17 protein-coding genes are annotated in these 20,766 nt (G+C 68.7%); 13 read left to right on the top strand and 4 right to left on the bottom strand.

All coding sequences use genetic code 11. The features are described 5' to 3' along the window. Positions 1-66 precede the first annotated feature (66 nt). From IEW24_RS19090 to murB, 3 genes are all read left to right on the top strand, one after another. On the top strand, positions 67-1,089 hold the full coding sequence (locus IEW24_RS19090) for a helix-turn-helix transcriptional regulator (protein WP_188581611.1): 1,023 nt from the start codon (positions 67-69) through the stop codon (positions 1,087-1,089). 126 nt (positions 1,090-1,215) lie between these two features. Beyond that, on the top strand, positions 1,216-2,103 hold the full coding sequence (locus IEW24_RS19085) for a cation diffusion facilitator family transporter (protein WP_188581609.1): 888 nt from the start codon (positions 1,216-1,218) through the stop codon (positions 2,101-2,103). A 57-nt stretch (positions 2,104-2,160) separates the two neighbouring features. After that, the gene (gene murB / locus IEW24_RS19080) at positions 2,161-3,087 is read left to right on the top strand and encodes a UDP-N-acetylmuramate dehydrogenase (protein WP_188581608.1); all 927 of its coding nucleotides are present in this window, start codon (positions 2,161-2,163) and stop codon (positions 3,085-3,087) included. An 18-nt stretch (positions 3,088-3,105) separates the two neighbouring features. Here the strand turns inward: murB and IEW24_RS19075 are convergent, their stop codons facing one another. Then, positions 3,106-4,242 carry a T6SS phospholipase effector Tle1-like catalytic domain-containing protein gene (locus IEW24_RS19075; protein ID WP_188581606.1) on the bottom strand — a complete coding sequence of 379 codons (1,137 nt, stop codon included), beginning with the start codon at positions 4,240-4,242 and terminating at the stop codon, positions 3,106-3,108. 312 nt (positions 4,243-4,554) lie between these two features. On the opposite strand from IEW24_RS19075, the gene IEW24_RS19070 reads away from it, so the two are divergent. From IEW24_RS19070 to recN, 7 genes are all read left to right on the top strand, one after another. Continuing rightward, positions 4,555-5,475: a D-alanine--D-alanine ligase gene (locus IEW24_RS19070; protein WP_188581604.1), complete on the top strand. Its 921-nt coding sequence runs from the start codon at positions 4,555-4,557 to the stop codon at positions 5,473-5,475. A gap of 8 nt (positions 5,476-5,483) precedes the next feature. After that, entirely contained in the window at positions 5,484-6,602 is a 1,119-nt protein-coding gene (locus tag IEW24_RS19065; RefSeq protein WP_244644542.1) for a cell division protein FtsQ/DivIB, read from the top strand. Then, positions 6,599-7,927: a cell division protein FtsA gene (gene ftsA, locus IEW24_RS19060; RefSeq protein WP_244644541.1), complete on the top strand. Its 1,329-nt coding sequence runs from the start codon at positions 6,599-6,601 to the stop codon at positions 7,925-7,927. Before IEW24_RS19065 ends, ftsA begins: the two co-directional genes overlap by 4 nt. 87 nt (positions 7,928-8,014) lie before the next feature. Next, positions 8,015-9,757, top strand: a complete 1,743-nt coding sequence (gene ftsZ / locus IEW24_RS19055; protein ID WP_188581602.1) for a cell division protein FtsZ — start codon at positions 8,015-8,017, stop codon at positions 9,755-9,757. Between the two features lie 769 nt (positions 9,758-10,526). After that, positions 10,527-11,453 carry a UDP-3-O-acyl-N-acetylglucosamine deacetylase gene (lpxC, locus tag IEW24_RS19050; protein ID WP_188581600.1) on the top strand — a complete coding sequence of 309 codons (927 nt, stop codon included), beginning with the start codon at positions 10,527-10,529 and terminating at the stop codon, positions 11,451-11,453. Between the two features lie 319 nt (positions 11,454-11,772). Beyond that, positions 11,773-12,627 carry an outer membrane protein assembly factor BamD gene (locus tag IEW24_RS19045; protein WP_188581598.1) on the top strand — a complete coding sequence of 285 codons (855 nt, stop codon included), beginning with the start codon at positions 11,773-11,775 and terminating at the stop codon, positions 12,625-12,627. 4 nt (positions 12,628-12,631) lie between these two features. Beyond that, the gene (gene recN, locus IEW24_RS19040) at positions 12,632-14,311 is read left to right on the top strand and encodes a DNA repair protein RecN (protein WP_188581596.1); all 1,680 of its coding nucleotides are present in this window, start codon (positions 12,632-12,634) and stop codon (positions 14,309-14,311) included. 12 nt (positions 14,312-14,323) lie between these two features. Here recN and IEW24_RS19035 read toward each other — a convergent pair whose 3' ends face one another. After that, positions 14,324-15,286 (bottom strand): CE1 family esterase, encoded by a 963-nt coding sequence (locus IEW24_RS19035; RefSeq protein ID WP_210324252.1) that lies wholly within the window; start codon positions 15,284-15,286, stop codon positions 14,324-14,326. Positions 15,287-15,384: 98 nt separating this feature from the next. Continuing rightward, the gene (locus IEW24_RS19030; protein WP_188581594.1) at positions 15,385-16,032 is read right to left on the bottom strand and encodes a TetR/AcrR family transcriptional regulator; all 648 of its coding nucleotides are present in this window, start codon (positions 16,030-16,032) and stop codon (positions 15,385-15,387) included. Between the two features lie 82 nt (positions 16,033-16,114). Here IEW24_RS19030 and IEW24_RS19025 point away from each other — a divergent pair, with 82 nt between their 5' ends. Next, positions 16,115-16,855, top strand: a complete 741-nt coding sequence (locus tag IEW24_RS19025; protein WP_188581592.1) for an SDR family NAD(P)-dependent oxidoreductase — start codon at positions 16,115-16,117, stop codon at positions 16,853-16,855. Positions 16,856-16,905: 50 nt separating this feature from the next. Here IEW24_RS19025 and IEW24_RS19020 read toward each other — a convergent pair whose 3' ends face one another. Then, positions 16,906-17,661 carry an SDR family oxidoreductase gene (locus IEW24_RS19020; RefSeq protein WP_188581590.1) on the bottom strand — a complete coding sequence of 252 codons (756 nt, stop codon included), beginning with the start codon at positions 17,659-17,661 and terminating at the stop codon, positions 16,906-16,908. A 507-nt stretch (positions 17,662-18,168) separates the two neighbouring features. On the opposite strand from IEW24_RS19020, the gene IEW24_RS19015 reads away from it, so the two are divergent. Together IEW24_RS19015 and IEW24_RS19010 are read left to right on the top strand one after the other, a co-directional pair. Next, positions 18,169-18,528: a hypothetical protein gene (locus IEW24_RS19015; protein WP_188581588.1), complete on the top strand. Its 360-nt coding sequence runs from the start codon at positions 18,169-18,171 to the stop codon at positions 18,526-18,528. Between the two features lie 3 nt (positions 18,529-18,531). Then, entirely contained in the window at positions 18,532-20,709 is a 2,178-nt protein-coding gene (locus IEW24_RS19010; protein WP_188581586.1) for a caspase family protein, read from the top strand. Positions 20,710-20,766: the final 57 nt, after the last annotated feature.

Genomic DNA, 20,766 nt, shown 5'->3' with positions numbered 1-20,766 from the left:
TTCTTTCTCGATCGACTGTACGATGCCGTTCTGGAGCCGGATGCATGGCCCCGGATCCTTGACGACATGGCGCGGTCCATGAACGCCGTGGGCGCCTGCCTCGCCTCCAGCGACGGCAGCCGGACGCTCATCGCCCAGCCGGTGTCGCCCGGCCTTGTCGATCCGATCCAGGATTTCGTCACCTCCGGCTGGTACCAGCGCGATCTGCGCGGCGCGCGCGCGTGGCCCGCCTTCCGAGAGGGGCGCACCATGCTGGTGGAGCATGACATCTCCACCGAGAGCGAACGCCGCCGCAGCGCCTATCACAATGAATGGCTGCGGCCCTGGGACCTGCCCTGGTGGGGCGCCATGGGCGTCGGCAAGGATGACAGGCAGTACGGGCTGGTGCTGCTGCGGAATGACGTGCAGGGGCCGCTCTCCCATGCGGAGATGGAGCCGCTGCGGCTGCTGCGGCCGCACATCACCCGCGTGCTGTCGCTGGTGGAACTGTTCGCCCTGAAACAGGGCGAGGCGGCCCTCGATGCCATGGAAGGCATGGACCGGGCCGCCATCATGCTCGATGGCACGGGGCGGGTGCTGAAGTTCAATCCGCGCACGGAGCCCTTTCTCGGCGTGGATCTGGACGTGGTGCACGGGCGTCTCAAGGCGCGCCATCCCGCCAATGACCGGGGCCTGCAGAAACTCATCGCCCGCATGATCGCGCCCTTTCGGGACCTTGCGGCCAAGGGGCAGCAGGACTGGACCGTCATCGAGCGCCCGGGCGAGAAGGCCATCGTCGTCTCGGGGCTGCCCATCGTCGCCGGCCTCACCGACATTCTGGGCGGTGCCCGCGCCCTCATCGTGGTCAACGACCTCGGCAGTTCGGCCGGCGTGGATCCGCAGAAGCTCAAGGCGCTGTTCGGGCTTACGCCGGCCGAGGTGCGTCTGGCAATGAAGCTGGGGGCGGGGATGGATCTGTCGGAGGTGTCCGAAAATCTGGAGATTTCCATCGGCACCGCCCGCCACCACCTCAAGTCCATCTTCCAGAAGACCGACGTCCGGCGGCAGGGAGAGCTGATCAAGCTCATCAACCGGATCGGCGGTCTGTGAGGGCGCGGCCCCGGCCTTGAGCTTTGCCCGTTAAGCACAGGCCGCCTGCGCCCCGTGCTGTTGCGTCTGCGAACGTGAAACGTTAGGCATCCCGCATCTACCGATACCAGCCTCCGGGGACGCTTCATGAGCCGCAACCTACAGGTGGCAGCCGCAAGCGTTCTGATCGGGCTCATCGTGCTGGGCCTGAAGGGCGCGGCCTATTGGGTCACTGGCTCCATCGCCCTTCTGTCCGATGCGCTTGAGAGCATCATCAACGTGGCCGCCGCACTCGCCGCCTTCATCGCGCTGCGGATTTCCGGCCGGCCCGCCGACGACAACCACCAGTACGGCCACCACAAGGCGGAATACTTTTCCGCCGTGCTGGAAGGCGTGCTGATCGTCCTCGCCGCGCTGTCCATCCTGCGCGAGGCCTATTACGGCTTCCTCGACCCGCGCTTCCCCGACCAGCCGCTGAACGGCATGCTGCTCAATGGTGCGGCCACCGTCATCAACGCGCTCTGGTGCATGGTCCTGCTGCGGGTCGGCAGGGCCTGGCGCTCCCCGGCGCTGGTGGCGGACGGCAAGCATTTGATGACCGATGTCATCACCTCCATCGGCGTGCTGGCGGGCTTCGTGCTGGTCCCCGTCACCGGCTGGCCGCAGCTCGATCCGCTTCTGGCGGGCCTCGTGGCGCTGAACATCCTCTGGACCGGCTGGGGCCTGATGCGCGAGAGCGTGGGTGGCCTCATGGATGCTGCTCCGCCGCCCGACGTGGTGGCGCGTATCCGCGAGCTGGTCTCCACCCACGCCGCCGGAGCCATCGAGGCGCATGATCTGCGCACCCGCCATGCCGGGCGCATGACCTTCGTGGAGTTCCATCTGGTGGTGCCCGGCGACATGACGGTTGCCGCCGCCCACGCCATCTGCGACCGCATCGAGAATGCGCTGGAGACGGAGATGGAGGATACCGTCATCACCATTCACGTGGAGCCCGAGGCCGAGGCCAAGCACAAGGGCGTGGTGGTGCTCTGAGGGACCTGCGGACGCCCCGCATTGTCCGCGCGTCGCCGAAGCGCTAAAGCCCGGCCCATGACTGCGCCCGCCTTCCCCGATCTCGTGCCCGACCTTGCCACCCGCCTGCCTGAACTGCGCGGGTCACTGAAGGCCAATGCGCCGCTGGCGGGCATGACGTGGTTCCGCGTCGGCGGCCCGGCGCAGGTGCTGTTCGAGCCCGCCGACGAGGCGGATCTGGCCTATGCGCTGGCCGGGCTTCCCGCCGATCTGCCGGTGACGGTGATCGGGCTCGGCTCCAATCTCATCGTGCGTGACGGCGGCCTGCCGGGGGTGGTGATCCGCCTCGGCCGGGCCTTTTCCGACATCGCGCAGGAGGGCGAGATCATCACCGCCGGCGCGGGCGCTGCGGATGTGAAGGTGGCCCGCGTGGCGGGCGAGGCGGGGCTGGCGGGTCTGGCGTTCCTGCGCGGCATCCCCGGCGCCATCGGCGGCGCGCTGCGCATGAATGGCGGCGCCTATGGCGGCGAGGTGAAGGATGTTCTGGTCGGCGCCCGTGGCGTGGACCGCAACGGCCGTATCCTTGACCTGTCGCTGGCCGACATGGGCTTCACCTATCGCCACAGCGCGGTGCCCGACGACGTGATCTTCACGCAGGCGACCTTCCGGGGCACGCCGGGCGACGTGGCCGAGATCCAGGCCGAGATGGCCCGCATCACGGCGTCCCGCGAGGCGACCCAGCCGGTCAAGAGCCGCACCGGCGGCTCCACCTTCAAGAATCCCGATGGTCACAAGGCGTGGCAGCTGGTGGATGCGGCCGGCTGCCGGGGCCTTGTGATGGGCAAGGCGCAGGTATCCGAGCTGCACACCAATTTCCTGATCAATCTCGGCGGCGCCACCGCCGCCGAAATCGAGGGCCTCGGCGAGGAGGTCCGCCGCCGGGTGCTGGAAACCAGCGGCGTTACGCTGGAGTGGGAGATCAAGCGGATCGGGTTGGCGGCCTGAGGGGCGGGGACGCTTCCCCTACCGCTTGATGTTTCGCGGCTCATAGGCCCGCTTGAAGCTGCCGCCCTTCGCCTTTTGCCACCGGATCTGGATGTCCTTCCCGATTCGCGCCTTGAGCGTGGGATGGAGTTCTTCCCCGATGGCATTCACGGGATTGCCGGCGGCGTCCTCGGGTCCTCTGAGCCTCTCCTGCCCCGCAACCTCGAACGTATAGTCACACACCTTGCGGAAGGTGGGGGAGTTGAGGTCCTTCAGTGACCAGCCCTCGCGGGATTCGTGCTGGTCGGCGCAGTCGTTCAGCATGTCCTGCGGCGGCAGGACGGTCCAGTCCAGCTCCAGCCCGCGCTTGGCGGCCTCTTCGGCCATCCAGCGCAGCGGAATGTGGGCGAGCACACCATCGTCATAGCCGCCCCCCACGTCGGAATGCGCACCGGCGAACCACATCTGGGTGATCTCGGCCCCTTCCGGCGTCGCTCCGGTCCAGTAGGTCGGCACGAACTCGTCGCGAAACTCGTCCACCGCCATGGCGTGGCAGGCGCGCTTCACGATGGCCGAGGGGGTGGTGTCGTGGAACTGGTACTTCTCCTGCGAGCCCCCGAAGAGCGACAGCTTGGGGATGCCCAGCGCGCCCACGGTGTCCCAGACGCCCATGAATTCGATGCTGACGTCGGTATGGCTGACGTTCTCCGGATGCGCGGCGTCGAAGCGTTTGGCGAAGGCCAGCGCTCCCATCTTGCGCTCCTCGGAGCGGTAGTAGTTCCAGGCCTGGTCCACCTTGTCGAGGTGCTGGCGCTTCAGCAGGCCCGCCCAGCGGATCAGCCCGCCGAGGCTGCGCGCCGTGTAGGCCCCCCGCGAGAAGCCGAACAGATAGATCTCGTCGGCGGGCGAGTCGTCGTCCGCGGGCGCGTAATTCTGGGCGATGAACATGTAGGCGGAGCGGATGTTGTCATCCACGCCCGAGCCGATGGCGCCATCGGTCAGCCTTTGGAAAAATCCGCCCGAGGAGCCGACGCCGCGCAGATAGAGCACCGTCTGCGGCGCCTTTCCGGGCGGCCGCGCCCGCACGGCGCGGGCGATGCGGGCCACGTTGGTTTCCGCCTTGCCGCTGTCGGCGGCATTCCATGTGCCGTCGAGGCACACCACGATGCGTTTCATGAGCAGCTCCCCCCAAGCCGGACTGCATGATCTGATCTGTGCAAAACCTGAACGGCCGAAATCTATGCTCAATCCGGCGTCCTGACGATAGGTCATGTGACGGATGTGCCGGACTTCGCGCATGGTGCGTTTCATGGCCTGCGCTGTTTCACGCTCCCGCGCGAGAGGCCCACAGCCCTGCGCCGCCCGCCCAACTCCCGCGCCCTTAGGAAATTACACACCGCCGCCCGGTTAACTGTGCGGATGCCGTGCCGCTTCGGGCGCGCGACCGCGCACGCCGGGAGCGGCGCGGGTTTCAGGAGTTCGGGCGAAATGGCGAAACACGTTGCGGTGCTGATGGGCGGATGGTCCCCGGAGCGGGAGGTCTCGCTGCGCTCGGGAGCTGCCTGCGCCGCCGCGCTGGAAGGCGAGGGCTATCGCGTCACCCGCGTGGATGTGGGCCGCGACGTCGCCGAAGTGCTCGCCCGCCTCAAGCCCGATGCGGCGCTCAACGTACTGCACGGCTGCCCCGGCGAGGACGGCACCGTGCAGGGCATCCTCGAGATCCTGCGCATTCCCTATTCCCATTCCGGCGTGCTGGCCTCGGCGCTGGCCATGGACAAGGTCAAGGCCAAGATGGTGCTGGCCGCCTCCGGTATCCCCGTGCCCGGCGGGCGCATCGTCACCCGCAAGGAAGCCGCCGCCGGCCATGTGCTGAAGCCGCCTTACGTGCTGAAACCCAATGCGGGCGGCTCCAGCGTCGGCGTGTTCATCGTCAAGGAAGATCAGGCCCATCCGCCGCAGGAACTGTATCGCGAGGACTGGTCCTTCGGTGAAACCCTGCTGGCCGAGCCCTTCATCCGTGGTTTCGAGCTGACCTGCGGCGTCATGGGCGACCGGGCACTGGACGTGATCGAGGTGGAAGCGACCCACGCTTTTTACGATTACGAATCCAAATACGCGGTTGGTGGTTCAAGACACGTTCTGCCCGCCCGCATTTTACCTCAAATTTACCAACGGGTGCAGATTCTGTCCCTCGAAGCGCACCGTGCGCTCGGATGCCGGGGGGTCTCCCGTGCGGACTTCCGATACGACGATGAAGCCCCCGATGGGACCGGCCTCGTCTGCCTGGAAGTCAACACGCAGCCCGGCATGACCGAGACGTCTCTGGTGCCGGACATGGCAGCCTTTGCGGGCATTTCCTTCGGCGAGCTTGTGAGATGGATGGTCGAGGACGCGACTCTGGATCGCTGAGGGCTGGGATGCATCATCCTGACCGCACCGCGACCCGGCCGCAGCCGGGCGAACGCACCGTCCCGCGCGGCGGCCCCGCCGACATGACGCGGGCCGACGCGACGCGGGCCGATATGCAGCGCGCCGAGATGCGCGCCCAGCCGCGTGAGCGGGACGAGGACGGCTACGCCCAGCCGACCTATACCCAGCCGACCCGCACCCAATCCGCGCGGCCCCGCCCGGCCGCGCCGCGCCACAAGCCGCGTCCCATCTCCGATTTCCGTGCGCCGAGCCGCTTCGTGCTGCTGCTGCACCGCCTGTCCGTGCGCCTGCAGGCCTCGCGCCTCGGCCGGCATGGCGGCGGCATCATCGCCGGTGTGGTCATCTCGGGCTTCGTCGCATGGGGCACGGTGGCCGGTGGCCATGTGGAAGAGGCCAAGGAACTGGCCACGGATTTCGGCGACGTGGTCGCCAACATGGCCGGCTTCAAGATCACGCAGGTGGATCTGTCCGGCCAGAATCACGTGACGCCCGTGGAGATTCTGGCGGCGGCTGGCATCAAGTCCACCACCTCGCTGCTGTTCGTGGATGCGGATGCCACCCGGCAGAAGCTGGAAGCCATGCCCTGGATCGCCAGCGCCACCGTGCGCAAGCTCTATCCGGACCGTATCGACATCGCCGTCACCGAGCGGCAGGCCTATGCGCTGTGGCAGGTGAATGGCGAGATCCGCGTCATCGCCCGCGACGGCATGCCCATCGCGCCTTATTCGGACGATTCGCGCTACGTGAACCTGCCGATCGTGGTGGGCGAGGGCGCGCAGAAGCACGTGCAGGAGATCGTGGATGCCCTCGGCCGCCTGCCGGCCATCCGCGAGCAGGTGCGCGCCGCCATTCTGGTGGCCGAGCGCCGCTGGACGCTGAAGCTGCGCAACGGCATCGACGTGCGCCTGCCGGAGAACGGCCTCGACGCCGCGCTCATGGAACTGGCGGACCTCGACCGCGACAAGAAACTCCTGACCCGCGACATCACCATCGTGGACCTGCGCCTGCCCGACCGGGTGGTGGTGCGTCTCTCCGACGCTGCCGCCGAAGCCCGTGCGCAGATGCTGAAGGCCCGCGCCAAAGCCAAGAAAATGGGCGCCACATGAGCAGATCCCGTCTCGCCCAGGGGTTCGCCCCCAAGATGCGCCCGCTGCTGCCGAAGAAGAGCGGCATCATCGGCGTGCTCGATATCGGCACCAGCAAGATCGTCTGCATGATCGGCCGGCTGAAGCCGCGTCCGGCCTCCGACGTGCTGCGCCGGCGCACCCATTCGGTGGACGTGCTCGGCATCGGCCACACCCGCGCCCACGGCGTGAAGGGTGGCGCGGTGGTGGACATGGCCCGCGCCGAGGCCGCCATCCGGCAGGCGGTGGACATGGCCGAGCGCGCCGCAGGCGTGCAGATCGCGTCCGTGATTCTCGGCGTCTCCGGCGCCCGCCTGTCCTCGCAGCATTACGAGGCGCAGATCCGCCTCACCGCGCCTGCGGTGGAGGAATTCGACATCCGCCGCGTGCTGGAAGCCGCGTCCACCTACGCGGTGGGCGATGGCCGCGCGGTGATGCATGCGCTGCCGGTGGGCTACTCGCTGGATAACCGGCGCGGCATCGGCGAGCCCTGCGGCATGCTGGGCCGTGAGCTGGGCGTGGACATGCACGTGGTCACGGGCGACATGACCACGCTGAAGAATCTCGTGCTGTGCGTGGAGCGGTGCCATCTGGGCATCGAGGCCATGGTGGCGGCGCCCTATGCGGCTGCGCTCTCCTCGCTCACCGATGACGAAATGGAGCTGGGCGTCACGCTCATCGACATGGGCGCCGGCACCACCACCTTCTCGGTGGTGGCGGGCGGCCACTGCGTGTTCGTGGACGGCATCGCCGTCGGCGGCCAGCACATCACCAATGACGTGGCGCGCGGCCTGCCCGCGCGTCTCAGCGATGCCGAGCGCCTGAAGGCGCTGCACGGCGCCGTCGTGGCCGTCTCGTCCGACGACCATGACATGCTTTCCATTCCCCCGCTTTCGGGCGACGAGCGCGACCAGCCCAACATGGTGCCCAAGTCCCGCCTCGTCACCATCGTCAAGCCGCGGGCGGAAGAGATCGTCGAACTGATTCGGGATCGCCTGAAGGCCTCGGGCCACGTGGGCGATGCGGGCCGCCGTCTGGTTCTCACCGGCGGCGCGGCGCAATTGCAGGGTCTGCAGGACCTTCTGGTGCGCGCCATCGGCCCGCAGGTGCGAATCGGCCGGCCGCTGGGTGTCTCCCGGCTGCCGGAAGCGGCGCGCGGCTCCGCCTTCGCGGTGGCCGCCGGCCTGCTCGTCTACCCTCAGGTGGCCGGGCTGGAACACTTTGAACCGCGCCGCCGCCAGGCGGTTGGCGCTGAGGGCGGCACGTATTTCGGCCGCGTTGGTCAATGGCTGCGCGACAGCTTTTAGAGATGGTTAACGGTGTGCCCGTAACTTGGGCCACCACCACGGATTCGTGACCGTCGGGACAGCGCAGCGGCGCAACGGAGTGAGGACATGTCGATCAACCTTCAGATGCCCGACATTCGGGAGTTGCGGCCCAGGATCACGGTGTTCGGTTGCGGCGGCGCCGGCGGCAATGCCGTGAACAACATGATCAATGCCGGCCTGACCGGCGTCGAGTTCGTGGTCGCGAACACCGACGCGCAGGCCCTTGCCCTCTCCAAGGCCGAGCGCCTGGTGCAGATGGGCGTTGCGGTGACGGAAGGCCTTGGCGCCGGCTCGCAGCCGGAAGTCGGCCGCGCCGCCGCCGAGGAAGTCCTCGACGAAATTCGTGACCACCTCTCCGGCTCGCACATGGTGTTCATCACCGCCGGCATGGGCGGTGGCACCGGCACCGGCGCCGCCCCCGTGGTGGCCCGCGCCGCCCGCGAGCTGGGCATCCTCACCGTGGGTGTGGTGACGAAGCCCTTCCACTTCGAGGGCCAGCGCCGCATGCGCGTTGCCGAGCACGGCATCAACGAGCTGCAGAAGACGGTCGATACCCTGATCGTCATCCCGAACCAGAACCTGTTCCGGGTCGCCAACGAGAAGACCACCTTCGCCGACGCCTTCGCGATGGCCGATCAGGTGCTCTATTCGGGCGTGGCCTGCATCACCGACCTGATGGTGAAGGAAGGTCTCATCAACCTCGACTTCGCCGACGTGCGCGCCGTCATGCGCGACATGGGCAAGGCGATGATGGGCACCGGCGAGGCCTCGGGCGACAAGCGCGCCATCCAGGCGGCGGAAGCCGCCATCGCCAACCCGCTGCTGGACGAAATCTCCATGCGCGGCGCCGGCGGCCTGCTGATCTCCATCACCGGCGGTCACGACATGACCCTGTTCGAGGTGGACGAGGCGGCGACCCGCATCCGCGAGGAAGTGGATCCGGACGCCAACATCATCCTCGGCGCCACCTTCGACCAGTCGCTGGACGGCATCATCCGCGTGTCGGTTGTCGCCACCGGCATCGACCCGGCCGTGGTGCCGGAGCAGGTGCAGACCAGCGGCAACGGCCTGCCGGACCTCGGCGGCCGCAAGATCTCCAACGCCGGCCGCGCCGCCGTGGAGCAGGCCCGCGAGGCCCAGATCCGCAGCGCGGTGGCTTCCATCTCGGCCGAAGACCTGATGGACATGGAGCCGGCCCCGACGCAGGCCCAGTATCGCGAGCCCGCGCCCTATCGTGAGCCCGCCCCCCAGCCGCAGCAGACGCAGCCGCGTCCGCCCATGCCGGAGCGCACCCAGCCGACCCAGTCGGTGGTGGACGACGTGACCATCCGCGCCGCAGCGCCGAAGCCCTCCTTCTTCGCCGAGCCGGAGCAGCCCGCTGCTCCCGCCCCGGTGGAAGAGGACGAGTTCGCGCCCTACATCCCGCCGCAGGCCCAGCGCCCGCGTGCCCAGCGCATGCCCCGCATGGACGAACTGCCCATGCCGGCCCAGAACCAGATCCGCGCCCAGCGCGGTGAGGCCCCGGTAGAGCAGAAGCGCATGACGCTGCTCCAGCGCCTCGCCAGCGTCGGTGGCATGGGTCGCCATCACGACGAGCCGGAAGCCCCCCCGGCCCGCCGCGAGCAGCCCTCCATGCGCGCTCCCGAGGGCCGTGCCCCGGCGGGTCGCGAGCAGCCGGTGTCGGAGTTCGCCAAGCGTCCCCCGACCCGTCCGCAGCAGGAAGTGCCGAGCCGTCAGGCGCCCCAGCAGCATGGTCATGAAGACGACCAGCTGGAGATCCCGGCTTTCCTGCGCCGTCAGGCGAACTGATGTGAGAGCCGGATCGGGTCAGGCAGCCGCAGCCTGATCCGACCGGCCCCTCCGGTCCCGATCACGAACTGCAACATCCTGCGCCGGCGACGTCCCCCCCCCGCCGGCGCATTTTTTTGACCTGCCGTGCGAATGAACATCGGACGAGCCGCACGGGTGGGCCGTGGGCGAGCCCTCTCCATTCGTCATGGCCGGACTTGATCCGGCCATCCACGTCGGGCCGAGCGTGGACGGTATGAAATCCGGGTGTACGGTTGCCGTTCACCAATGAACTCAAGGGCTTCCAGCGGAGGGACGTGGATCCCCGGATCAAGTCCGGGGATGACGAGGCTTCGCTGCATTGCCGGCCGGACGGGATGTTGCTGTGCCCGCCGAGGGCGGCGGGAATCACATCGCGCCGCACGCCCCGCGCGCCGCCAACGGTGTCCGATGACCGCCGGGCGGGCTCACGGCGACTGTAACAATGCTGTCGCAGCCTTCCGGCCCGATGTCCGTAACGTTTTGATAATCATGAAAAATTCGGTCTGTTGAGACCGTAACAGTCCGTAAGCAAGGGTGATTTGGCGCGGCGCACACCAACGACTAGTGTGCCCACCATCCGAGGGGATATTTCACGCCCTGCACAGCTTGCTCCGGCTTCCAGATCCGTCTGGACCCAGCCCAACAGGTTCGTGCGGCGAAAATGGTCCCGGCGGATGTTGGTTTGGGGGCGAGGACAAAGGGCGGTGCTTCCGCCGGCCCAAAAGTCTTCGAGACGGACATTTCACTGATGCAGACCACACTGGCCGGACAAGTCGCGCTTAAGGGCGTCGGAGTTCATGGCGGCATCGAAGCCTGCCTGCTCCTGAAGCCCGCTGCCGTCGACACCGGCATCGTCTTCCTCCGCACCTTCGCCGATCAGGCCCCCCGCAAGATTCAGGTGTCGCGTCAGTCGGTGCAGGCCACCGACCTCGCCACCGTGCTCGGTGACAAGACCGGCATCCTCGTTTCCACCGTCGAGCATGTGCTCTCGGCCCTCTCGGGTCTGGCCATCGACAATGCGCTGATCGAGATCGACGGCCCGGAAGTGCCGATCCTCGACGGTTCCGCCGCCCCCATCGTCGCCGCCATCGACTCTGTCGGCACGGTGCAGCAGACGAGCCGCCGCAAGTATCTCAAGGTCCTGAAGCCGATCCGCGTCGAGAACGGCGCCTCCTTTGGCGAGCTGCGGCCCTATGACGCCGGCTTCCGCCTGGAAGTGGAGATCGACTTCGATCACGCCGACATCGGCCGCCAGCGCTTCGCCGCCAACCTGACCCCTGCGGTGTTCCGCCGCGAGCTGGCCAAGGCCCGCACCTTCGGCTTCCTGAAGGATGTGGAGCGCCTGCGCACCGCCGGCTACGCCCGTGGCGCCTCGCTGGAAAACACCGTCTGCCTCGGCCCCGACGGCGTCCTGAACCCGGAAGGCCTGCGCGCCCCCGACGAGTTCGTGCGCCACAAGGCGCTGGACGCGGTGGGCGATCTGGCGCTGGCCGGCCTGCCGCTGCTGGCCCGCTATTCGTCCTTCCGTGGCGGCCACAAGCTGAATTTCCAGGTGGTGGACGCGCTGCTGGCCGACCGTTCGGCCTGGGCCATCGTCGAGGCCACCGAGGCCCGCCGCCCGGCCGCCGAGCTGGTGTTCGGCCAGCCCATCCCGGCCTTCGCCCCGGAACGCTGAGCTTTGCGCTGAGGTTTCAGGGTTATCCGTTTCCCAAGGCCGGCCTCGTGCCGGCCTTTTGCTTTTTGGAGGGTTCCATTTCGGGTCGTCAGTCCAGCGTTCACGGGCGCCCGGCGCCATCAGGTGGAACCTGCCCCTGCGCCACCGCTCCCCCCGCCGCTTGCCGTGGACCCGCCGTTCGGGCTATTTCCTTCCACCGTCATGCCGTTTGCGGTCTGTTCACGACCGCCCGCCACAATGCCGGCGAAAAGCGCCTTTAGCGCCGTCTGCGGTGGTTCCTCGCCAGCTCCGGCCAGCGCCTTCATTGGGATCTGAACGTATGCGCCTTTTCTTCGACGCGGCCCCCTTTCGTGCCCGGTCCCTGCGGCCCGCGGCCCTGCTGGGTGCGCTCCTCGTCACCGCGACCCTCGCCGGCTGCGCCAATGACAAGGATGTCCTGCCCCCCGACGAGCCCGCCGAGAAGATCTACAACGAGGGTCTGACCCTCATGCGCAAGGGCGATCTCGACGGCGCCGCCAAGCGCTTCGAGGATATCGACAAGACCCATCCCTATTCGGAATGGGCCCGCAAGGCGCTCCTGATGGACACCTATGTCTATTACGAGGCCGGCAAGTACGACGACGCCGTCGCCGCCGGCAAGCGCTATCTGGCGCTGCATCCCGGCTCGCAGGATGCGCCCTATGCGCAGTATCTGGTGGCCTCCGCGCTCTATGACGGCATTCCCGACATCAGCCGCGACCAGCGCCGCACCCGTCAGGCGCTGGATGCGCTGGACGACGTGATTCGCAAATATCCCAACACCGAGTATGCCGCCGGCGCCAAGCGCAAGGTGGAGGTGGCCCGCGACCAGCTCGCCGGCAAGGAGATGATGATCGGGCGCTACTATCTGGAGCAGCGCAACTACACCGGCGCCATCAACCGCTTCAAGGTGGTGATCACCCAGTACCAGACCACCCGCCAGACGGAAGAAGCGCTGATGCGCCTCACCGAGGCCTATATGGCCATGGGCATCGTGCAGGAGGCCCAGACCGCCGCCGCCGTGCTGGGCTATAATTATCCCGACAGCCCGTGGTACAAGGACGCCTACAAGCTGATTCAGTCGCGTGGCCTCGAGCCGCAGGAAAACAAGGCGTCCTGGATCAGCCAGTCCTTCAAGAAGATGGGCCTCGGCTGACCCCATGATCTCGTCCCTCTCGATCCGGGACATCGTTCTTATCGAGAGGCTCGACCTCGCCCTGACGGACGGTCTCACCATCCTCACCGGCGAGACGGGAGCGGGAAAGTCCATTCTGCTGGACGCCCTCTCCCTCGCCCTCGGTGGTCGCGGCGATGGCGCGCTCGTGCGCCACGGCGCCGACAAGGGCCAGATCACCGCCGTCTTCGACGTCCCCCTGGATCATCCCGCCCGCGCGCTTCTGGCCGCCGCCGACATCGCCGATGAGGGCGAGCTGATCGTGCGCCGGGTGCAGATGGCTGACGGGCGCACCCGCGCCACCCTCAACGAACAGCCGGTCTCGGTGCAGACCCTGCGCACGCTCGGCGCGCTGCTGGTGGAGCTGCACGGCCAGCATGACGACCGCGCGCTGGTGGATCCCGCCAGCCATCGCGCCCTGCTGGATGCCTTCGGCGGCCTGGCGTCCGACGTGGCGAAGGTTTCCGCCTTGTGGCGCACATGGCGCGCCGTGCTCTCGGATGCGGATGCCGAGCGCGCGCGTCTTGAGGCCGCCGCCAAGGAAGCCGATTTCATCCGCCACGCGGTGGAAGAGCTGTCCAAGCTCGCCCCCGAGGAGGGCGAGGAAACGACGCTCTCGGAGCGCCGCACCTTCATGATGCGCTCGGAAAAGATCGCCGGTGATCTCGGCGAGGCGCTGGAGATGGTGGGCGGCCATGGCTCGCCGGTGCCGACGCTGGCTGCCGCCGTGCGCCGGCTGGAGCGCCGGGCGGGCGAGTCGCAGGATCTGGTGCAGCCGGCCGTGGAGGCCATCGACATCGCCCTCGACGCGCTGGAGACGGCCCGCGCCCATCTGGAGGCGGCCCTTGCGGCTACCGCCTTTTCCCCGCGCGAGCTGGAGCAGATCGAGGAGCGCCTGTTCGCCTTGCGCGCCGCCGCCCGCAAATATGGCGGGGCGGTCGCCGATCTGCCGAAGGTGCAGCAGAAGTTCGAGGCGGATCTGGCCGCGCTCGATCGCAGCGCCGCCACCCTCGCCGGACTGGAAACCCGCACGGCGGAAGCGGAAGGCGCCTATCGCGCGGCGGCTGCGAAACTCGCCCAGCGCCGCGCAAAGGCCGCCGCCGCCCTCGACAAGGCGGTGGATGCGGAACTCCCTCCCCTGAAGCTGGAGCGCGCCCACTTCACCGCCAAGATCGACAGCGCGCCGGATAATGCCGGGCCGGATGGCTACGACCGGGTGGAATTCTGGGTGCAGACCAACCCCGGCACCCGTCCCGGCCCCATGATGAAGGTGGCGTCCGGCGGCGAGCTTGCCCGCTTCCTGCTGGCGCTCAAAGTGGTGCTGGCGGATCGCGGCTCGGCCCCGACGCTGATCTTCGACGAGATCGACTCAGGCGTTGGCGGCGCGGTGGCGGATGCCATCGGCCAGCGCCTCGCCCGGCTTGCGTCCAAGGTTCAGGTACTGGCTGTCACCCATGCGCCACAGGTGGCGGCGCGGGCGGGTCAGCATCTGCTCATCTCCAAGGCCAGCGCGCCGGGGGCGAAGAAGAACGCCCCCGTCACCACCCGCGTCGCCCCCCTCACCGACGATCATCGCCGCGAGGAGATCGCCCGCATGCTGGCCGGCGCCACCGTGACGGCCGAAGCCCGCGCGGCGGCGGACCGCCTGCTGGGCGCGGAGGGCTAAGCCTCTCCCGCCTCACCGGCGCGGCAGGGTGAGGAAGAAGTCCACCATGGCCCCCGTGGCATCGAACTGGTGGCTGGCCCGGCCCACGACCAACACCGGCGCATATTGCGGGCCGCCCGGCCATGTGTGTCCCCCGCCCACCACCGTGAGCACCGTGACCCGGCTCGCCGCCGGACAGCCATAGCGCGTGCGCAGGACGCGGGTGGGATCGAGCACCGGCCGCAGAGGCCGCAGCGCTTCCGGCGCACCCGCGCCGCCGCAGCCATTGGCCTGTGCCCAGAAAGCCGCCGTGCGGGCCACGGAGAGCACGCTGCCGCCTTCGCCCCGGCCGCCGAAATCGGCCACCGGCCCGCCGTTGAACGGCATGATCGGATCCGCCGTGCCGCCGATCTGCAAAACCGCCACCCGGCGGGCGGGGCGACAACCGGACATGTCCACCGGGAGCGTCCCCGCCACGGGCGCGATGCCGGCGATGCGCCGGGAGAGGTCGCAGCCGATCCGCTCGGCGAAGAGCGCGCCGTTGGAGAGGCCGGTGGCATAGATCCGGCCCTGATCGACGGGATGGGCGCGCGCCAACTGGTCGAGCAGCACTGCGACGAAGCGGACATCATCCTGCGGGTTGCGGATGGTGGAGCGGCCATCGTTCCAGTGGCCGTCCACGCCGTCCGGATAGACGGCGATGAAGCGGCGGGCATCGGCCATGCGGTCGAGCCCGGTCAGCCGCCGCATGCCTTCGCCCTGCATGCCCCCGCCATGGAAGGCGAGGATGAGGGGAAAGCCGCCCGCCGGGGCCGGGCCATCCGGCACATGGATGGCGAAGCTGCGCAGGGTGCCGCCCACTGCGATCTGCCCCGTTCCGTCCATGGCGGACGCGGGGGCGGGGGCGAAGGGCAAGGCGGCGACGAAAAAGGCTGCGGCGATGACACGCCGGGCGAATCGCCTGAAATCGGACTGGTCCATGAGGGGTTCCACCACGCGCGGACATCCGGTCCGCGCGCCGGTCATAGGCCCGGCGGCCGGACGGCAATGTTGGCGGTGTGAAACGTTTTGTAACGGCGCCGGGGTGCAGCCCCTCACCCCGCGATCAGCCCGTCCCAGCCCTGCATGGTGATGCGGGCGACCCGTTCCAGATCCTCCCGGCTGGCGCCGTCGCGGGCCTGCACGGACATGCCCACCTGCACGCTCACCAGCAGCCGGGCCAGCCCCGCCACGTCCACGGACCCGGGGATCTCGCCCTCCGTCACCGCACGGGCGAGGCGCTGTTCCATCTGCGCCAGCCCGCAGGCGCGGGCCGCGCGCACCTGCTCGCCCAGTTCCGCATGGCCCTCGCTGCCCACGGCGGAGAGGGCGACCATGCAGCCCAGCGGCTCCTCCCGCCCGCTGAAGGCGGTGAGGCCGGCGGCGGAATCCATCAGATAGGCGGCAACCGCCGCGCGGGCCGTGGGCGCGGCGCGGAAATTGCCCCAGACCCACTGCTCGTAATTGGCCTGATAATGCGCCAGCGCCTCCGCATAGAGCGCCTCCTTGGAGCCGAAGGCGGCGTAAAGGCTCGGCGAGTTGATGCCCATCACCTCCGTCAGGTCCGAGATGGAGGCGGCGGCAAATCCCTTCTGCCAGAACAGGCACGTGGCGGCCGCCAGCGCAGCCGCGCGGTCGAACGCGCGGGGGCGGCCACGGCCCCGGGCGGGCGTGGGGCTGGACGGGGAATCTGAATTCTGCATCGATCGATAAATAAATCCCTTGACCCTCGGTTGCAACGCCTCTAGCCATTTATGTATCAATCGACACAAAAATGGTGACGACATGAGTGAACTGGCTGGAAAGCGCGCCCTTGTAACGGGCGCCTCGCGCGGCATCGGCGCGGCCATCGCCTTGGCGCTGGCGGACAAGGGGGCGGACGTGGCCATTACCTACGAGCGCTCGGCCGACAGGGCCGCCGAGGTGGTGCGGGCCATCGAGGCCAGGGGCCGGCGCGGCTTCGCCATTCAGGCTGACAGCGCCGACGCGGCGGCGGTGAAGCGTTCCGTGGACGCGGCGGCCGAAAAGCTCGGCGGCCTCGATGTGCTGGTGAACAATGCCGGCATCGCCCGCGCCGGTCTGGTGGCGGACATGAGCCTTGCCGACATCGACGCGCTGCTGGACGTGAACGTGCGCGCCGTGGTGCTGGCCTCGCAGGCGGCCATCGCCCATCTGCCCGCTGGCGGGCGCATCATCTCCATCGGCTCGAACCTGGCCGAGCGCGTGCCCTTTCCGGGGATCACGGTCTATTCCCTGACCAAGTCGGCGCTGCTGTCCTTCACCCGTGGACTGGCGCGGGAACTGGGGCCGCGCGGCATCACCGTGAACCTCGTGCATCCCGGCTCCACCGACACCGACATGAACCCGGCGGACGGGGAAACGGCGGACGGCCAGCGCGCCTTGTCGGCGCTCGGTCATTTCGGCAAGCCGGAGGATATCGCGGCCGCCGTCACCTTCCTTGCCGGCCCGACCGGCCGCCAGATCACCGGCACCGGCATCGTGGTGGATGGCGGCGCCAACGGCTGATCCCATGCGCCGGCCGGTTTCGCGCCGGCCGGCGCTTCTGGGGGATGCGCTCAGCCCGGATTGAGGGCCGCGAACACCGCGTCATAGCGCCCGTCCCGTTCCGCAAAGCGGCGCGGGAGATCGCGATCGAGCAGGATTTCATCGCGCGGGTGCGCCTCCCGCTCCAGCAGGTCCATCACCTCCGCCGCATAGGCATCGAGCGGCATGGCGCGCGGGTCGGCGGCCTGCGCCGGGCCGGTCAGTTCCGTCTGCACATAAGGCGGGGAGAGTTCGAGCACCTCCACCGGCACATCCCGCAGCTGATGGCGCAGCGACTGCAGCCAGGAGTGCAGGAAGGCCTTGCTGGCGCAATAGGCCGGAAAGTCCGCGCGCGGCACGAAGGCCAGCGCCGAGCTGGTGGCCATGAGGGTGGCGCCCCACTTGCCCTTCAGCAGCGGCAGGAAGGCCGCCGTCACCCGCAGCACGCCGAGGATGTTGGTGGCGACGATGGCTTCGGCGTCGGTGGCATCCCAGCCGTCCGCCGCCATGTCCTCGGTGCGCGAGATGCCGGCATTGGCGATCAGCACATTGAGGCCGGGAAAGCGCGCCCGCACCTCCGCCACGAGGCGGGGCAGGGAGCCGGGATCGTCGAGATCGAGCGGCAGTCCGGTGATGCCGGGATGCGCGGCGGCGATCTCATCCAGCAGCGCCTGCCGGCGGCCGGTGATGATGACGCGGTTGCCCCGCGCGTGAAGGGCCTCGGCCAGCGCGCGGCCGATGCCGCTGGTGCCGCCGGTGATGAGGATGGTGTTGCCGGTGATCTTCATGTGAAGCCTCTCGCGAGAAAGGCCACGGCGGTCCCCGCCGCCCGGATCCCGCATGGACCGGAGGGCGCATGGGCCGGAGCGCGCGACTGCGAACAGTGGTTCGGAAGCTGTGGCATACCGTGGCGTCTGTTGAGCCGGGATTTCCCTGCGGGGATCCTCTCGGCAGAAGGACGCGTTGGATGACGGTAACGCCTACGGCAGCGCGCCGGAGCGGCTGCGAGGACAGTGCTATCGGCTGCCCGCAGAAGCGTCAAGGCGTCCGGCGGGGCGCCCGCCGCGTCCCATCCGCGATCTGATGCCGATACATAGCAAACAATATCGTATCCTCCATTTGATGTATTCGTTGCGATTACCGCCTCTCGCGGCGGCGAAATAATCAAACGTTTTCAACCTCTCTCTGCGGAATGGCGGTGTGTCGCCGGCATCTATCAAGTAATCGTTTCGACTCTATTGAATGGCGCCCGCCATCGGTGCTAAGAACTTCGATCCGTTCTGGTGGGGACGATCATGGAAATCTCTTTCGAGGGGGTCTCGGCTGCCGAGGCCGGCCTGCTTGCGCGTGAACTCAGTCGGGACCTCAAGATGCTCGGCCTGCCCGCGAAGGGGGTGCAGATCCGCCGCGAGTCATCCGAGAGCATGGACCTCGGCACGCTGCTCGGCATCGACCTCAACATGGCGCTGGAAATCCTGTCCGCCACCGGCGGCGTGGCCGCCTTTGCCCAGAGCATCCTCAATCTGGTGAAGAAGAACGGTGTGACGGTGAACATCACCGGGCTGGGCGACAGGTCGGCCACCGTCGCGCCCTCCACCCCCTCGCTGGAGCAGCTGGAGGAATTGCTGCGCCGCCTCAAGCAGCCGGACGCCTGAGCCATGCGCCAGATCGGTGTCGTCATCCTCGGAGCCAGCACGTACGACTACTGGCACAGTCTCGACGATCCGCGCTTCGCCGCCTCGGCGAAGGCGTTTCGGCGGCTTTTCACCCATGCCGGCACGCTCGGCGGCAACGTGCATGAGCAGGCGCAGATCCTCGATCTGTACGACAGCCCGGCCTCGGCGGACGACATCACCAGCCAGATCGTCGAGTTTGTCGCCCAGTCCGATTTTGACGACGTGATCATCTATTACTGCGGCCACGGCTTCATCTCCGCCGACCGCAAGGGCTATTGCGTCACGCTCCGCCGCACCAAGGAGCTGACCAAGACCTCATCGAGCCTGCTGGTGCGCAATCTGGCGCACGATCTCGACGAGCATCTGATCGGCAAGCGCACCTTCATCGTCTTCGACAGCTGCTTCTCCGGCGATGCGGTGAAGGAGTTCATGGCCCCCGGCTTCCTCGACAATTTCGTCGACGACTATCTGATGGAGAGCTTTCCGCGCAGCGGCACGGCGGTGATCTACGCCACGTCCGGCGGCGACGTGGCCCTGTCCAAGCAGCAGGACACCATGACCCTGTTCACCGGCACGCTGGTCAACGTGCTGGGCGCAGGGCTGGAGGCGCGCAGGGACGCCGCCCTCATCTCCTGGCGCGATGCGGTGGAGCAGGTGCGCAAGCTCACCAAGGAACGGCTCGGCATCGCCGCCCCGCGCCCCAGCATCACGGCAGTGAAGAGCGATGATGGCGACATCACCACCATGCCCTTCTTCGCCAACAGCGCCCATGCGCGGGCCATGGGCGAGGCCACGCTGAGCCCGGCGACGTTCAGTCCCGCCACCCTCAGCCCGCCGACCGTGAGCCAGCCCACCTTCGGCGCTCCGGCGGCCAGCCCGGTGCCGGTCGGTTCCGCGCCCGTCTCCCCGGCGCCCGTGCTCGCGCTGCCGGCCCCGGCTCCGCGCCGCCGGGTCGGCCTGATGGCCGGCATCGCGGCGGCGGTGGTGGCCGTCGTCGGCGGCGGCGTGGGCGGCTTCTATGTGATCGACCAGCGCCACAGCCAGCGCCTCACCGACCTCAAGCTGGACATGGACGTCCGCGATTCCAGCGCCGCACGCCCCGCGCAGGCCGCTGTCGCGACGCCGTCCGTCGCGGTTGCGCCCGTCGCCTCCGTGGTGGCCCCGGCCGTGGACACGGCGGCAACCCAGGCGGCCGCGAAGGCCGCGCAGGAGGCCGCCGCCTCCGCTGCCGCCGCCGAGGCCGAGCGCCAGCGTCTCGCCGCCGAGCAGCGGGCGCAGGAAGAGCAGCTTGCCGCGCTCCGGCGCCAGCAGATCGAGGCCGAGACCGCACGCCTCAAGGCGGCGGAAGCGGAGAATGCGCGGCGGCAGGCGCAACTGGAGGCACAGGCGGAAGCCGAGCGCGTGCGCATCGCCCGCATCAGCGAAGCCGAGCGCTGCGACCAGCTCGCCGCCAATCCCAATGACCGCGCGAAGCCCGATACGGTGGCCGGCGTCTATCCCCAGACCCTGCAATTGCAGGCCAAGGATGCGCTCGCCGCCTGCGGCAGGGCGGTGGGCTATTTCCCCGCCGAGCCCCGCTTCAAGTATCAGCTCGCCCGCGCGCTGCAGGCGGACGACCCGCGCGGCGCCCTCGCCTTGCAGGCGGAACTGGTGTCCCTGAGCTATCCGGCGGCGTTCGATCCCTTCGGCTGGCTCACCGTCCAGCTGCAGAAGAACTATCCGGCCGCCGTGGACGCCTTCCGCAAGGGCGCGCAACTGGGCGATCCGACCGCCATGGTCAGCCTCGCCCGCATGATCGAGGAAAAGCGCTTCACCCCCGCCACGCCGGCCGAGGGCAGGACCGAGCTTTACCGGCGCGCGGCTGCGCTGGGCTATCCCGGCGCGGCCAGCTCCTATCAGGCGGCGCTGAAGGAAGAGCAGGCGGCGCAGGAAAGGCTGGCGCAGGAAAAGGCCGCGCAGGAGAAGGCGGCCGCCCAGCGCGCGGCGGCGCAGCAGCGCCCGGTGAGCCAGAGCCAGCCGCGCCCGCAGCCCCAGCCGGTCCAGCAACAGCCTGCGCAGCGGCAACCCACCGCACAGGAGCAGGCCGCGAACGCGGCCGCCATGGGCGCCGTCATGGGCATCGTCGGCGGCGGCATCGGCGGCCTGATCAACCGCCGCTGAAAAGCCTGATGAAGACCCTCCGGCGGCCCGGATTGCGGAGCGGTCAAAGCCGCCTGC

The sequence above is a fragment of the Azorhizobium oxalatiphilum genome (assembly GCF_014635325.1).
Lineage (GTDB): Bacteria > Pseudomonadota > Alphaproteobacteria > Rhizobiales > Xanthobacteraceae > Azorhizobium > Azorhizobium oxalatiphilum.
The sequence above is the reverse complement of the archived record's forward strand: the minus strand, read 5'-3'. Positions and strand labels throughout refer to the sequence as shown.

Excerpts from the sequence above, each read along its gene's own strand:
- IEW24_RS19090 (WP_188581611.1), top strand. The coding sequence starts at position 67 with ATGGCGCGGTCCATGAACGCCGTGGGCGCCTGCCTCGCCTCCAGCGAC.
- IEW24_RS19085 (WP_188581609.1), top strand. The coding sequence starts at position 1,216 with ATGAGCCGCAACCTACAGGTGGCAGCCGCAAGCGTTCTGATCGGGCTC.
- murB (WP_188581608.1), top strand. The coding sequence starts at position 2,161 with ATGACTGCGCCCGCCTTCCCCGATCTCGTGCCCGACCTTGCCACCCGC.
- IEW24_RS19075 (WP_188581606.1), bottom strand. The coding sequence starts at position 4,242 with ATGAAACGCATCGTGGTGTGCCTCGACGGCACATGGAATGCCGCCGAC.
- IEW24_RS19070 (WP_188581604.1), top strand. The coding sequence starts at position 4,555 with ATGGCGAAACACGTTGCGGTGCTGATGGGCGGATGGTCCCCGGAGCGG.
- IEW24_RS19065 (WP_244644542.1), top strand. The coding sequence starts at position 5,484 with ATGCATCATCCTGACCGCACCGCGACCCGGCCGCAGCCGGGCGAACGC.
- ftsA (WP_244644541.1), top strand. The coding sequence starts at position 6,599 with ATGAGCAGATCCCGTCTCGCCCAGGGGTTCGCCCCCAAGATGCGCCCG.
- ftsZ (WP_188581602.1), top strand. The coding sequence starts at position 8,015 with ATGTCGATCAACCTTCAGATGCCCGACATTCGGGAGTTGCGGCCCAGG.
- lpxC (WP_188581600.1), top strand. The coding sequence starts at position 10,527 with ATGCAGACCACACTGGCCGGACAAGTCGCGCTTAAGGGCGTCGGAGTT.
- IEW24_RS19045 (WP_188581598.1), top strand. The coding sequence starts at position 11,773 with ATGCGCCTTTTCTTCGACGCGGCCCCCTTTCGTGCCCGGTCCCTGCGG.
- recN (WP_188581596.1), top strand. The coding sequence starts at position 12,632 with ATGATCTCGTCCCTCTCGATCCGGGACATCGTTCTTATCGAGAGGCTC.
- IEW24_RS19030 (WP_188581594.1), bottom strand. The coding sequence starts at position 16,032 with ATGCAGAATTCAGATTCCCCGTCCAGCCCCACGCCCGCCCGGGGCCGT.
- IEW24_RS19025 (WP_188581592.1), top strand. The coding sequence starts at position 16,115 with ATGAGTGAACTGGCTGGAAAGCGCGCCCTTGTAACGGGCGCCTCGCGC.
- IEW24_RS19020 (WP_188581590.1), bottom strand. The coding sequence starts at position 17,661 with ATGAAGATCACCGGCAACACCATCCTCATCACCGGCGGCACCAGCGGC.
- IEW24_RS19015 (WP_188581588.1), top strand. The coding sequence starts at position 18,169 with ATGGAAATCTCTTTCGAGGGGGTCTCGGCTGCCGAGGCCGGCCTGCTT.
- IEW24_RS19010 (WP_188581586.1), top strand. The coding sequence starts at position 18,532 with ATGCGCCAGATCGGTGTCGTCATCCTCGGAGCCAGCACGTACGACTAC.